This is a genomic window from Streptomyces sp. NPDC053079, from assembly GCF_044546695.1.
Lineage (GTDB): Bacteria > Actinomycetota > Actinomycetes > Streptomycetales > Streptomycetaceae > Streptomyces.
In genome coordinates, this window is sequence record NZ_JBITZJ010000007.1 from 372,686 (window position 1) to 386,578 (window position 13,893).

9 protein-coding genes are annotated in these 13,893 nt (G+C 69.6%); 7 read left to right on the forward strand and 2 right to left on the reverse strand.

Annotation, left to right across the window (positions count from 1 at the left end):
• Positions 1–39 precede the first annotated feature (39 nt).
• The 7 genes from ACIGXW_RS27005 (at position 40) to ACIGXW_RS27035 (ending at position 6,314) form a co-directional block, all read left to right on the forward strand.
• On the forward strand, positions 40–1,146 hold the full coding sequence (locus ACIGXW_RS27005) for a hypothetical protein (RefSeq protein WP_399575343.1): 1,107 nt from the start codon (positions 40–42) through the stop codon (positions 1,144–1,146).
• Positions 1,143–2,252 (forward strand): hypothetical protein, encoded by a 1,110-nt coding sequence (locus ACIGXW_RS27010; protein WP_399575344.1) that lies wholly within the window; start codon positions 1,143–1,145, stop codon positions 2,250–2,252. Before ACIGXW_RS27005 ends, ACIGXW_RS27010 begins: the two co-directional genes overlap by 4 nt.
• Entirely contained in the window at positions 2,252–2,959 is a 708-nt protein-coding gene (locus ACIGXW_RS27015; protein ID WP_399575345.1) for a hypothetical protein, read from the forward strand. Before ACIGXW_RS27010 ends, ACIGXW_RS27015 begins: the two co-directional genes overlap by 1 nt.
• Positions 2,960–3,001: 42 nt before the next feature.
• Positions 3,002–4,615, forward strand: a complete 1,614-nt coding sequence (locus ACIGXW_RS27020) for a phage tail protein (RefSeq protein WP_399575346.1) — start codon at positions 3,002–3,004, stop codon at positions 4,613–4,615.
• Positions 4,616–4,708: 93 nt separating this feature from the next.
• Positions 4,709–5,749 carry a peptidoglycan-binding protein gene (locus tag ACIGXW_RS27025; RefSeq protein ID WP_399575347.1) on the forward strand — a complete coding sequence of 347 codons (1,041 nt, stop codon included), beginning with the start codon at positions 4,709–4,711 and terminating at the stop codon, positions 5,747–5,749.
• Between the two features lie 35 nt (positions 5,750–5,784).
• Positions 5,785–6,045 (forward strand): hypothetical protein, encoded by a 261-nt coding sequence (locus ACIGXW_RS27030; protein WP_399575348.1) that lies wholly within the window; start codon positions 5,785–5,787, stop codon positions 6,043–6,045.
• Positions 6,042–6,314, forward strand: coding sequence for a hypothetical protein (locus ACIGXW_RS27035; RefSeq protein WP_399575349.1), 273 nt, complete (start codon positions 6,042–6,044; stop codon positions 6,312–6,314). Before ACIGXW_RS27030 ends, ACIGXW_RS27035 begins: the two co-directional genes overlap by 4 nt.
• Positions 6,315–6,374: 60 nt before the next feature.
• Here the strand turns inward: ACIGXW_RS27035 and ACIGXW_RS27040 are convergent, their stop codons facing one another.
• Positions 6,375–10,274 carry a DNA-directed RNA polymerase subunit beta' gene (locus ACIGXW_RS27040; protein WP_071961690.1) on the reverse strand — a complete coding sequence of 1,300 codons (3,900 nt, stop codon included), beginning with the start codon at positions 10,272–10,274 and terminating at the stop codon, positions 6,375–6,377.
• A gap of 121 nt (positions 10,275–10,395) precedes the next feature.
• Positions 10,396–13,878 (reverse strand): DNA-directed RNA polymerase subunit beta, encoded by a 3,483-nt coding sequence (gene rpoB, locus ACIGXW_RS27045; protein WP_399575350.1) that lies wholly within the window; start codon positions 13,876–13,878, stop codon positions 10,396–10,398.
• Positions 13,879–13,893: the final 15 nt, after the last annotated feature.

Below are 13,893 nucleotides of genomic sequence, written 5' to 3' on the forward strand. Positions count from 1 at the left end.
ACCCGCCGCCTTTCCCCACCACCTTCCTCGGAGGACGAGATGAACAACGTCCGCAGCGCTTGGCTGCTCAACCGCACCGACGCCGGCGGGGGCCAGTCCCGCGTCGACACCCGGCTCTCCCCGCTCGGCACCATGGCCCCGGAGGGCGTGCTCGCCACCCGGGACGGCGTGATCCCCGGCGCCCAGGGCGGCCTGCGCGCCCTGGACGGCCTGTACGTCTCCGGCGACCAGGGCATGACGGGCAAGGTCACCCCGGGCCGCGCCGTCGTGCAGGGCACCGAGCCGGCCGGTTCCTACCCGGTCGTGGTCACCGACTACGTCCCCCTCACCTTCGCCGACGGCGATCCGAACAATCCCCGCGTGGACCTGGTCGTGCTGCGCGTCTACGACGCCCAGCAGGACACCTCCAACCGCACCGAGGCTGCCGTCGAGATCGTCCAGGGCGTGCCGGGCGCCAATCCCGCCGCGCCCGCGACGCCCCGCGCGGCCATCGCCCTGGCCGAGGTCACCGTCCCCGCCGGAGCCTCGGCCGGCAAGGGCGGCATCAACTGGGACGGCGTCCGCGACCGGCGCCGGGCCACCGTCGCCGTCGGCGGCATCATCCCGCGCGGCTGGGGCCAGAACTTCCCCGGCGGCTACGTCGGGCAGTACCGCGACACCGGCACGGGCCTGGAGCGCTGGAACGGCACCCAGTGGAAGCCGTACCCGGAGCCCCGGCCGGGCTGGCGGGACTACACGCCGGAGTGGGGCGCCGAGAACGGCCCGAAGCCGTCCGTCGGGAACGGCTCGCTCACCGGCAGGTACCTGCACGACGGGGCGATCGTGCACTTCACCGCGACGCTCAGGATCGGCTCGACCACGAACTGGGGAGGCACCGGCAAGAACGGCAACTGGTGGCTCTCCCTGCCGGTCCGGCCGACCGGCCCCAGCATCCCGGGCGACCTCAAGTTCCGTCTCGCCTCCGGCTACTACCACGGCAGCTGCTACGTGGAGGCCAACCGGCACGCCAACGGCACCGCCGGCCGCTGGTCCGCCAACAAGGCAAGCGGCCAGCCCGACGGCGGCTGGGTCGACGGCGACTGGCCGGAGATCGTCGTCGCCGACAACTGGTTCACCGTGACCGGCTTCTACGAGGCGAGCGCATGACGGCGGCCCCCCGGCCCGCCTACCGCGCCCTGTTCTGCGATCTGCGCACCGATCAGGTCGTCGACGCCCTGCCGCTGACCGGCGTCGAGTTCGACGACTACATCGGCAAGACCGGATCGCTGCGCGCCACGGTGCCCCTGCCGGACCCGGCCCTCACCCAGCGGGCCCGGGCCGCGCTCCAGCCCGGCCGCACCGCGGTCTGGCTGGAGCGCGGCGGCGAGATCTGGTGGGGCGGCATCCTCTGGACCTGCACGCCCTCCGGCGACGAGCAGGGGCGGATGACGGCCGAGATCCAGGCCGGGACCTTCGACTCGTACCTCGACCACCGGATCCTGTCGAGCGGCTTCGAGAGCAAGGACGTCGACCAGTTCGACATCGTCCGCGGCCTCTTCGACCACATCCAGGCACAGCCCGGCGGCGACCTCGGCATCGAGTACGGGACCGAGGTCTCGGGCGTCCGGCGGACCCAGAACTACGCCTACACGGACGTCGCCCGGGTCCGCGAGATCCTCGACGGCCTCGCCGCCCAGCGGGACGGCTTCGAGTGGCGGGTCCACTGCTACCGCGACCCCGTCAGCGCGCGGCGCGTCAAACGCCTCCAGCTCGGCCACCCGAGGATCCGCGTCGGCTCCCAGGACATCGTCCTGGACCGGCCCGGTCCCCTGCTGTCGTACAGCCTGCCGAGCGACGCGACCTTGCAGTCCAACGTGTGGGTGGCCCGCGGCGATTCGGCCAACCGCAACCAGGTCGCGGACTCCGTGCCGACGATGTCGGAGCGGAAGGTCTCGATCGAGGACCTGAGCGCCGGCTGGCCACGGCTCGAAGGCACCTCCGACCACAGCTCGATCAGCGACCGGGCCACGCTCAACAGCCTGGCCGACGCCGAACTCGCCCGCTCCCGGCGCCCGCAGCTCATCCCCGAAGCCACCGTCCGGATCGACGGCCGGATGTCGCCCGCGCTCATCGGCGCCACGGTCCGGCTGCGCATCACCGACCTGTGGCACCCGGAAGGACTCGACGCCCGCTACCGGGTCGTCGGCATGACCGTGTCGCCGCCCGAGCGCGCGAAAGCCGAGACCGCCAAGCTCTACCTGGAAGGACTGTGATGGCCGCCATCCCCCTCGACATCCTCGACCGCATCCGCGACCTGGAACGACAGGTCCGCGCACTGATGGGCAGCGCCAACACCCGCCCCAAGATGGACGAGATCCAGGGCGGCCGGGTCGTCATCGGCGACGGCGGCTCGCTGACCGTGCGCACACCCGAGGGCAAGGACCTCGCCTACATCGGGCGGGTGCTGCCGGACCGGGAGGGCGGCCCGTACCAGCAGGGCTTCGTCGTCCGGCGCGACGACGGCACCGTCGCGCTCTCCGTCTGGACCGGCGACCCCAAGGAGCTGCCCGTCCAGCCCATCCGGATGTGGGACGCCAAGGGCAACGTCATCTTCGCCGAGGACGCCAAGAACTTCGGCCTGGCCAAGCCGTACATCCCCTATCCGCTGCCCACTCCCGAGAACATCAGCAGGTGGGAATCCACCGGTTCCACCAGCTGGACGACCCTGTACAACGGCAACGCCATCGTCCAGCACCCGAGGCTCTACTGCCTGATCGCCGCCACCACGGGCGGCGAGGTGCGCCTGCTGGTCAACGACCGGCAGATCGGCCCGACGGCGAAGAACGGCCCGCTCGAATTCAACGAGTACATCGGCGCGGACTACGACAGCCACGTCACGTTCAAGATCCAGGCCCGCGCGTCCGGCGCCAACAGCACCGTGTGGGTCTCTCCCCGCGCCCTGTACGGCGGCCCCTCCTAGAACCCACGGACACGTACCCCCCGAGCGAAGAAAGGCACGTTCGTGCTCCCCAGTGCCATACCCACCGTCACCGTGACGGCCCGCTACCTGTCCACCGACGGGCACGCGCTCGCGGGCAGCGTCACCTTCGAACCGCCCCCGCTGCTCACCCACAGCGAGAGCGACGTCATGCTCGGCGGCCCCATCACCGTCTCCCCGGACGCCGACGGGCGGATCAGCGTCACGCTGCCCGCCACCGACACGCCGGGCATGAACCCCACGAACTGGGCCTACACCGTCACGGAGAAGCTGTCGGGCCTGCCCGCCCGCGCCCCGTACAAGATCCTGCTGCCGGCCGCGCGACCGAAGGTGGACCTGGCCGACACCGCCCCCAGTGACCCCGGCACCCCCGACTACGTCCCGGTCGCCGGTCTCCCCGGCCCGCCCGGGCCGGCGGGCCCCGCCGGCGCCCCGGGGCCGGTGCGCTCCGTCAACGGCCGCACCGAGGCCGAGATCCGGCTCGCCGCCAAGGACGTGGGCGCCGTGCCGGTCACCGGGGGCACGGTGACCGGCACGTTCACCGTCCGCGGCGACGGCAACGGCGCCGCCCTGGACGTCCAGGACACCACGGGCGCCAGCCGCGTCCGGGTCGACTCCACCGGCGGCCTCGTGGCCACCGCCGACGCCCGCTTCACCGGGAACGTGCAGATCGGCGCCACCGCCGTCGACAGCGCGGGCGGCCAGGCCGTGCTCGGCATGAAGAACGTCACCGCCGTGCCCACGGGCAAGCCCGTCGACGGCATCGTGCTGTACGCCAACGGCGGCCTCCTGGCCTACCGCAAGCCCGACGGCACCACGGTCACGCTCGACGAGCGCGCCGCGGGCGTACGGTCCGTCAACGGCTACAGCGGCGTCGTGAACCTCACCGCCGCCGACGTCCGCGCGGAGCCCGCCGGCCGGTCGGTCCTGCTCTCGGGCGCGCAGACCGTCGAGGGCGCGAAGACCTTCACCACCGCGCCGTCCGCCACGGTCGACCCGACCGCCCCGGAGCACCTCGTCCGCAAGTCCTACGTCGACGCCGCGGCACGCTCCGGCGACTGGGCACCGTCCGACCTGGGCTTCCTCGCCTGGACGTTCGACCCCGGGCTGGGCGACGGCAAGAGCCCGATCAACTCGGGGGCGCCCGGCGACATCCCGGCGAGCGGGCGCATCTACTACGGCGCGGTGATCCTCCGCTCGCAGGCCACCGTCAAGGAGATCTGCGTCCAGACGCTCGGCTACTCCGGTGCGTCGGGCGGGATCGGGCCGGGATCGTTCGCGGGCCTCTACGACGCCGCCGGCAAGCGCGTCGGGCAGAGCGCCGACCTCAGCATGGTCTACCCCGAGGCGCACGACATCGGCGGCATGACCTCGTTCCTGCCGCTGAGCGCACCGGCGACGCTCCAGCCCGGCATCTACGTCGTCGCGCTGCTGCTCAACTACTCCAACTCCTCGAACGCGCCCCGGATCATGACCGGCAACGGCGGCTACGACGTCCCGGGCCGGTTCGGCCGCCCGGGAACCGTCCCCCGCACGGTCATGTCGCCCACGAAGGCCAACACGGCACTACCCGCCGACGTCGACTGGGCCGGCGCCACGATCGCGCTCAGCACCCGCTACTGGTTCGCCCTGGCCTGAGCCCGGCGCACCCGCGCGACGCCCGTCCCGCCCCCACCACCCGCGCCCCGGGCCGACCAGGCCCGGGGCCCTCGCATGTCTGGAGCGACTGCCATGGCTACTCCCCTGACCGCAGACCAGTTCGTCGCCGCCCTCGAGGCCGAGGGCGTCACCGTCGTCGAGACCGGTGACTGGCGCGAGCACAACCGCAACCACAAGGGCGCCTGGGGCCCCGTCAACGGCGTGATCATCCACCACACCGTGACCTCCGGCACCGCCTCGTCCGTCGAGCTCTGCTACGACGGCTACGAGGAGCTCCCCGGCCCGCTCTGCCACGGCGTGATCGCCAAGGACGGCACCGTCCACCTCGTCGGCAACGGCCGCGCCAACCACGCCGGCAGCGGCGACGGCTCCGTGCTCGCCGCCGTCGTCGACGAGAGCGCCCCGCCCCGCCCGACGTCCGACGACACCGACGGCAACGCCCATTTCTACGGCTTCGAGTGCGTCAACCTCGGCGACGGCGACGACCCCTGGCCCGCCGCCCAGCTGGAGGCCATCGAGCGCGTCTCGGCCGCCCTGTGCCGGGCGCACGGCTGGAGCTCCGCGTCCGTCATCGGTCACAAGGAGTGGACGGCCACCAAGATCGACCCGGTCGGCTTCGAGATGGCCGACCTGCGCTCCGCCATCGCCTCCCGCCTCGGTGCGGCCCCGCAGGAGCCGGCCGCACAGGAGCCGGCCACGCCGCAGACCGGGGCGACGTACACCGTCCAGGCCGGCGACACCCTCTTCGCCGTCGCCGAGTCCCACGGCACGACCGCCGCCGAGCTCCTCTCCCTCAACGACCTCGCCGACCCCGACCTCCTCCACCCGGGCCAGGAGCTGAACGTCCCGGCCGCCGGCAACGGCTGCGAGCCCTTCCCCGGCGCCGGCTTCTTCCGCCGCGAGCCCCGCTCCCCCCTCGTCGCCGCCATGGGCCGCCGCCTCGTCGCGGAGGGCTGCTCCGCCTACGCCCAGGGGCCCGGCGACCAGTGGACCGACGCGGACCGGGCCTCCTACGCCCTGTGGCAGCGCAAGCTCGGCTTCGGCGGCTCCGACGCCGACGGCTGGCCCGGCCGCACCTCCTGGGACGCCCTGCGGGTCCCCCGCGTCTCATGAAGCACCGTCGTCCCACGCCCGAAAGGAACCCCGCCTTGTCCGAGGCCACCCGACGGACCCTGCGCACCCTCCTGCAGACCGCCGTCGCGCTCGCCGTCGTGCTCCCGGCGATCGTCGACGCGGCCGGCATCCCGGCGACCCTCCCCTGGGTCGCCGGGGCCCTGGCCGCGGCCGGCGCGCTCACCCGCGTCATGGCCGTGCCCGCCGTGCAGATCCTGCTCCCCACCTGGCTGCGCACCGGGCAGCCGGGCGGATGCCCCCCGCAGCCGCCCGCCACCGACCGGGGCCGCGCATGAGGGAATCCGACGCCTCCGCCCGCACCGCCCCCGCCACCGTCGCCCTGGAGCTGGAACGGCTGCGCGGCACCATGGAGGCCGGCTTCGCCCGGGTCGACGGATCGCTGGCGCTGCTCGTCCAGCGCAGCGACCAGACCGACAAGCAGCTGGCCGACCACGAGGCCCGCCTGGACGCCCTGGAACGCAACCGCTGGCCCCTGGCGAGCGTGGCCGCGCTGACCGCGCTGGCCGGGGTGGTGGTGGCGGCCCTCCAGCTCGCCTCCCGCTAGAAACGCCGCAGGGCGGCCACCCCGGATGGGGTGACCGCCCTGACGAGCGTTGCGTTGCGACTACTGGTTGTACGGACCGTAGTCGTAGTCCTCCAGCGGAACCGCCTGGCCGGAGCCGGTGCCGAAGGGCGAGTAGTCGATGTCGTCGTAACCGACGGCCGAGTACATCGCGGCCTTCGCCTCCTCGGTGGGCTCCACCCGGATGTTGCGGTAGCGGGACAGACCCGTACCGGCCGGGATGAGCTTACCGATGATGACGTTCTCCTTGAGGCCGATCAGGGAGTCCGACTTGGCGTTGATCGCCGCGTCGGTCAGAACCCGGGTCGTCTCCTGGAAGGACGCCGCCGACAGCCAGGACTCGGTCGCGAGCGAGGCCTTGGTGATACCCATCAGCTGCGGACGGCCGGAGGCGGGGTGACCGCCCTCGGTGACCACACGACGGTTCTCGGACTCGAAGCGCGAGCGCTCCACGAGCTCGCCCGGCAGCAGCTCCGCGTCGCCGGACTCGATGATCGTCACGCGGCGCAGCATCTGCCGGATGATGATCTCGATGTGCTTGTCGTGGATCGACACACCCTGCGAGTTGTAGACCTTCTGGACTTCGCCGACCAGGTGGACCTGGACCGCGCGCTGGCCGAGGATGCGCAGCACGTCGTGCGGGTTGGTGGCACCCACGGTGAGCTTCTGGCCCACCTCGACGTGCTCGCCCTCGCTGACCAGCAGACGGGCACGCTTCGAGATCGGGAACGCCGTCTCGTCGCTGCCGTCGTCCGGAGTGACGACGATCTTCTTGGTCTTCTCGGTCTCCTCGATGCGGACGCGGCCGGCCGCCTCCGAGATCGGGGCGACACCCTTGGGCGTACGGGCTTCGAAGAGCTCGACGACACGGGGCAGACCCTGGGTGATGTCGTCACCGGCCACACCACCGGTGTGGAAGGTACGCATCGTCAGCTGGGTACCGGGCTCACCGATGGACTGGGCGGCGATGATGCCGACCGCCTCACCGATGTCCACCAGCTTGCCGGTCGCCAGCGAGCGGCCGTAGCAGAAGGCACAGGTGCCGACCGCGGACTCACAGGTGAGGACCGAACGGGTCTTGACCGTCTCGACGCCGTGGGCGACGAGCTGCTCGATGAGCACGTCACCGAGGTCGACGTTGGCAGGCGCGATGACCTTGCCGTCGACGACGACGTCCTCGGCGAGCATACGGGCGTAGACGCTGGTCTCGACGTCGTCCGTCTTGCGCAGGACACCGTCGGCGCCCTTGGTCGCGATCGCCAGCTTGAGGCCACGGTCGGTGCCGCAGTCCTCCTCGCGGATGATCACGTCCTGCGAGACGTCCACGAGACGACGGGTCAGGTAACCCGAGTCGGCGGTACGGAGCGCGGTGTCCGCGAGACCCTTACGGGCACCGTGGGTGGAGATGAAGTACTCCAGCACGGAGAGACCCTCACGGAACGACGCCTTAATGGGTCGCGGAATGGTCTCGTTCTTCGCGTTCGACACCAGACCACGCATACCGGCGATCTGCCTCATCTGCATCATGTTTCCTCGGGCACCCGAGTCAACCATCATGAAGATGGGGTTCGTCTTGGGGAAGTTCGCGTTCATCGCCTCGGCGACCTCGTTGGTCGCCTTGGTCCAGATCGCGATGAGCTCCTGCGTGCGCTCGTCCTTGGTGATCAGACCGCGCTCGTACTGCTTCTGGACCTTCTCGTCCTGCGCCTCGTAGCCCTTGACGATCTCCTTCTTCGCCTCGGGAACGACGACGTCGGAGATGGCCACGGTGACGCCGGAACGGGTCGCCCAGTGGAAGCCGGCCGCCTTCAGGTTGTCGAGCGTCGCCGCCACGATGACCTTGGGGTAGCGCTCGGCCAGGTCGTTGACGATCTCGGAGAGCTGCTTCTTGCCCACCGAGTAGTCGACGAACGGGTAGTCCTCGGGCAGCAGCTCGTTGAAGAGCGCGCGGCCCAGGGTGGTGCGCAGGCGGAACGAGTCACCCTGCTGCCACTCCGGCTCGCCCTCTTCGCGGACCGGCGGGGTCCAGCCACGCGGCGGGACGGTGCCGATCGGGAAGCGGATGTCGACCTTCGCCTGGAGCGAGAGCTCGCGGGCGTCGAACGCCATGATCGCCTCGGCGACCGAGCCGAAGGACCGGCCCTCACCGATGACCTTGCGCTCTTCCTCGTCGGTGGTGAGGAAGAACAGACCGAGCACCATGTCCTGGGTCGGCATGGTGACCGGACGGCCGTCGGCCGGCTTGAGGATGTTGTTCGAGGACAGCATCAGGATGCGGGCCTCGGCCTGCGCCTCCGCGGAGAGCGGCAGGTGGACGGCCATCTGGTCACCGTCGAAGTCCGCGTTGAACGCGGTGCAGACGAGCGGGTGGATCTGGATGGCCTTGCCCTCGACCAGCTGCGGCTCGAAGGCCTGGATGCCGAGGCGGTGCAGCGTGGGCGCACGGTTCAGCAGCACCGGGTGCTCGGCGATGACCTCTTCGAGGACGTCGTACACGACGGTGCGGCCACGCTCGACCATGCGCTTGGCCGACTTGATGTTCTGCGCGTGGTTCAGGTCGACCAGGCGCTTCATCACGAACGGCTTGAAGAGCTCCAGCGCCATGGCCTTGGGCAGACCGCACTGGTGCAGCTTCAGCTGCGGACCGACGACGATGACGGAACGCGCGGAGTAGTCCACACGCTTACCGAGCAGGTTCTGACGGAATCGACCCTGCTTGCCCTTGAGCATGTCGCTCAGGGACTTCAGCGGGCGGTTACCGGGACCGGTGACCGGGCGACCACGGCGGCCGTTGTCGAACAGCGCGTCGACGGCCTCCTGCAGCATCCGCTTCTCGTTGTTCACGATGATCTCGGGGGCACCGAGGTCAAGGAGACGCTTGAGGCGGTTGTTGCGGTTGATCACACGGCGGTACAGGTCGTTCAGGTCGGAGGTCGCGAAGCGGCCACCGTCCAGCTGCACCATCGGACGCAGGTCCGGCGGGATCACGGGGATGCAGTCCAGCACCATGCCGCTGGGGCTGTTGCGGGTCTGCAGGAAGGCGGAGACGACCTTGAGGCGCTTGAGCGCACGGGTCTTCTTCTGGCCCTTGCCGGTCCGGATGATCTCGCGGAGGCGCTCGGCCTCCTCGTCGAGGTCGAAGGACTCCAGGCGCTTCTGCAGCGCGGCGGCGCCCATCGCACCCATGAAGTACGTGCCGAAGCGGTCACGCAGCTCGCGGTAGAGCAGCTCGTCGCCCTCGAGGTCCTGGACCTTGAGGTTCTTGAAGCGGCTCCACACCTCGTCGAGGCGGTCGATCTCGCGCTGCGCACGGTCGCGCAGCTGCTTCATCTCACGCTCGGCGCCCTCGCGCACCTTGCGGCGCACGTCGGCCTTGGCACCCTCGGCCTCGAGCTCGGCCAGGTCGGACTCGAGCTTCTTGGCGCGGGCCTCGAGGTCGGCGTCACGGCGCTGCTCGATCTGCTGGCGCTCGACGGAGACGTGGGCCTCCAGCGAGGGCAGGTCGCGCGTGCGGCGCTCCTCGTCCACCCACGTGATCATGTAGGCGGCGAAGTAGATGACCTTCTCGAGGTCCTTCGGGGCGAGGTCGAGCAGGTAGCCCAGACGCGACGGGACGCCCTTGAAGTACCAGATGTGGGTGACGGGAGCGGCAAGCTCGATGTGGCCCATCCGCTCACGGCGCACCTTGGCGCGTGTGACCTCGACGCCACAGCGCTCACAGATGATGCCCTTGAAGCGGACACGCTTGTACTTACCGCAGTAGCACTCCCAGTCCCTGGTAGGACCGAAGATCTTCTCGCAGAAGAGTCCGTCCTTTTCGGGCTTGAGGGTGCGGTAGTTGATGGTCTCCGGCTTCTTGACCTCGCCGTGGGACCAGGTTCGGATGTCGTCCGCGGTCGCCAGGCCGATCCGCAGCTCGTCGAAGAAGTTGACGTCGAGCACTTGTCGTCAATCCCTCTTTCAGGGTTCGTGCCCTCTCGCGCTAGCGAGGTATGGGCTCTACATCAGTGGTCTGGGGGTCCGGGGACGGCCGGGGCCTCGTGCGAGGCCCCGACCAGACCCGTCAGACCTCTTCGACGCTGCTCGGCTCGCGCCGGGACAGGTCGATACCGAGCTCCTCCGCCGCGCGGAAGACGTCCTCGTCGGTGTCCCGCATCTCGATGGACATGCCGTCCGAGGACAGCACCTCCACGTTGAGGCAGAGGGACTGCATCTCCTTGATGAGCACCTTGAAGGACTCGGGGATGCCGGGCTCGGGGATGTTCTCGCCCTTGACGATCGCCTCGTAGACCTTCACTCGGCCGGTGACGTCGTCGGACTTGATGGTCAGCAGCTCCTGGAGGGCGTAGGCGGCGCCGTATGCCTCGAGCGCCCACACCTCCATCTCACCGAAGCGCTGACCACCGAACTGAGCCTTACCACCCAGCGGCTGCTGGGTGATCATGGAGTACGGACCGGTCGACCGAGCGTGCAGCTTGTCGTCGACCAGGTGGTGCAGCTTGAGGATGTACATGTACCCGACCGAGATCGGGTCCGGGAACGGCTCGCCGGAGCGGCCGTCGAACATCCGGGCCTTACCGGAGGGGAGCACCAGGCGCTCGCCGTCGCGGTTGGGGATCGTGGACTCGAAGAGACCGGCGATCTCGTCCTCGCGGGCGCCGTCGAAGACCGGGGTCGCGACGTTGGTGCCGGCGGCGACGTCGTCGGCGCCGATCGCCTGCAGGCGCTTCATCCAGTCCTCGTCGCCCTCGACCTTCCAGCCGCGGCTGGCGAGCCAGCCGAGGTGGATCTCGAGGACCTGTCCCGGGTTCATTCGGGACGGGACACCGAGCGGGTTGAGGATGATGTCGACCGGGGTGCCGTCCTCGAGGAACGGCATGTCCTCGACCGGCAGGATCTTGGAGATGACACCCTTGTTGCCGTGACGGCCGGCGAGCTTGTCACCGTCGGTGATCTTGCGCTTCTGCGCGACGTAGACGCGGACCAGCTGGTTCACGCCCGGCGGCAGCTCGTCGCCCTCTTCGCGGTCGAAGACGCGGACGCCGATGACCTTGCCGATCTCACCGTGCGGGACCTTCAGCGACGTGTCACGGACCTCACGGGCCTTCTCACCGAAGATCGCGCGGAGCAGGCGCTCCTCCGGCGTCAGCTCGGTCTCACCCTTGGGCGTGACCTTGCCGACCAGGATGTCGCCGGCGACGACCTCGGCACCGATGCGGATGATGCCGCGCTCGTCGAGGTCGGCGAGGACCTCCTCGGAGACGTTCGGGATGTCCCGGGTGATCTCCTCGGGGCCCAGCTTGGTGTCACGGGCGTCGACCTCGTGCTCCTCGATGTGGATCGAGGAGAGGACGTCGTCCTGCACGAGGCGCTGCGACAGGATGATCGCGTCCTCGTAGTTGTGACCCTCCCACGGCATGAACGCCACGAGCAGGTTCTTGCCGAGCGCCATCTCGCCCTCGTCCGTGGACGGACCGTCGGCGAGCACCTGGCCGGTGATCACGCGGGCGCCCTCGTCCACGACGACCTTCTGGTTGAAGGACGTGCCCTGGTTCGAGCGGGAGAACTTGGCGACGCGGTAGGTGTTGTACGTGCCGTCGTCGTTGGCCACCGTCACGTAGTCGGCGGAGACCTCCTGGACGACACCGTCCTTCTCGGCCTTGATGACGTCGCCGGCGTCGACCGCGCAGCGGTACTCCATGCCGGTGCCGACCAGCGGGGCCTCCGCCTTGATCAGCGGAACGGCCTGGCGCATCATGTTCGATCCCATGAGCGCGCGGTTGGCGTCGTCGTGCTCGAGGAAGGGGATCATGGCGGTCGCGACCGACACCATCTGGCGCGGGGAGACGTCCATGTAGTCGACGTCGTCGCCGGCGATGTAGTCGATCTCGCCACCACGGCGGCGGACCAGGACGCGGGCCTCGGCGTAGCGCATGTCCTCGGTGAGGGGCGCGTTCGCCTGGGCGATGACGAAGCGGTCTTCCTCGTCGGCCGTCAGGTAGTCGACCTCGTCGGTGACGACGCCGTCGACGACCTTGCGGTACGGGGTCTCCACGAAGCCGAACGCGTTGACGCGGCCGTAGGAGGCGAGCGAGCCGATCAGACCGATGTTCGGGCCTTCGGGCGTCTCGATCGGGCACATGCGGCCGTAGTGCGACGGGTGAACGTCTCGGACCTCGAAGCCGGCCCGCTCACGGGAGAGACCACCCGGGCCCAGCGCCGAGAGACGACGCTTGTGGGTCAGACCCGACAGCGGGTTGGTCTGGTCCATGAACTGCGACAGCTGGCTGGTGCCGAAGAACTCCTTGATGGAGGCGACGACCGGCCGGATGTTGATCAGGGTCTGCGGCGTGATCGCCTCGACGTCCTGGGTGGTCATCCGCTCGCGGACGACGCGCTCCATACGAGCCAGACCCGTGCGGACCTGGTTCTGGATGAGCTCGCCGACGTTGCGCAGACGACGGTTGCCGAAGTGGTCGATGTCGTCGGTCTCGACGACGATCGAGGTGCCGTTCTCGCCGAGCGTCTCGAGCTCGCCGGCGTGCAGCTTCACCAGGTACTTGATCGTCGCGATGACATCGTCGACGGTCAGCACACCGGCGTCGAGCGGGGCGTCGGCGCCCAGCTTCTTGTTGACCTTGTAGCGGCCGACCTTGGCGAGGTCGTAGCGCTTGGGGTTGAAGTAGAGGTTCTCGAGCAGCGTCTGCGCGGCCTCACGGGTCGGCGGCTCGCCCGGACGCAGCTTGCGGTAGATGTCGAGCAGCGCGTCGTCCTGGCCCTGGGTGTGGTCCTTCTCCAGGGTGGCGCGCATCGACTCGTACTCGCCGAACTCCTCGAGGATCTGCTCGGTGGTCCAGCCGAGAGCCTTCAGGAGGACGGTGACGGACTGCTTGCGCTTGCGGTCGATGCGGACACCGACCATGTCGCGCTTGTCGACCTCCATCTCCAGCCAGGCACCCCGGGACGGGATGATCTTGGCCGTGAAGATGTCCTTGTCGGACGTCTTGTCGATGGAGGAGTCGAAGTAGACACCGGGGGAACGGACCAGCTGCGAGACGACGACACGCTCGGTGCCGTTGATGCAGAAGGTGCCCTTGGGCGTCATGAGCGGGAAGTCGCCCATGAAGACCGTCTGGGACTTGATCTCACCGGTCTCGTTGTTCGTGAACTCGGCGGTGACGAAGAGCGGAGCCGCGTACGTGAAGTCGCGCTCCTTGCACTCGTCGATCGAGTTCTTCGGGGGCTCGAAACGGTGGTCGCGGAAAGTCAGCGACATCGACCCGCTGAAGTCCTCGATCGGGGAGATCTCCTCGAAGATCTCCTCCAGACCGGACTTGGTGGGGACGTCCTGACCAGACTCCAGCGCAGCCTCGACGCGAGCCTTCCAGGCGGCATTGCCGAGCAGCCAGTCGAAGCTCTCGGTCTGCAGCGCAAGGAGGTTCGGAACCTCGAGGGGCTCCTTGATCTTCGCAAAAGAGATGCGCAGCGGGGCGGTGCTGGCGCCGTTGTTCGTATTGGCGGTCGAGGCGTTGCGCGAGGCGGCCAAGAGGGGGTCCTTCCG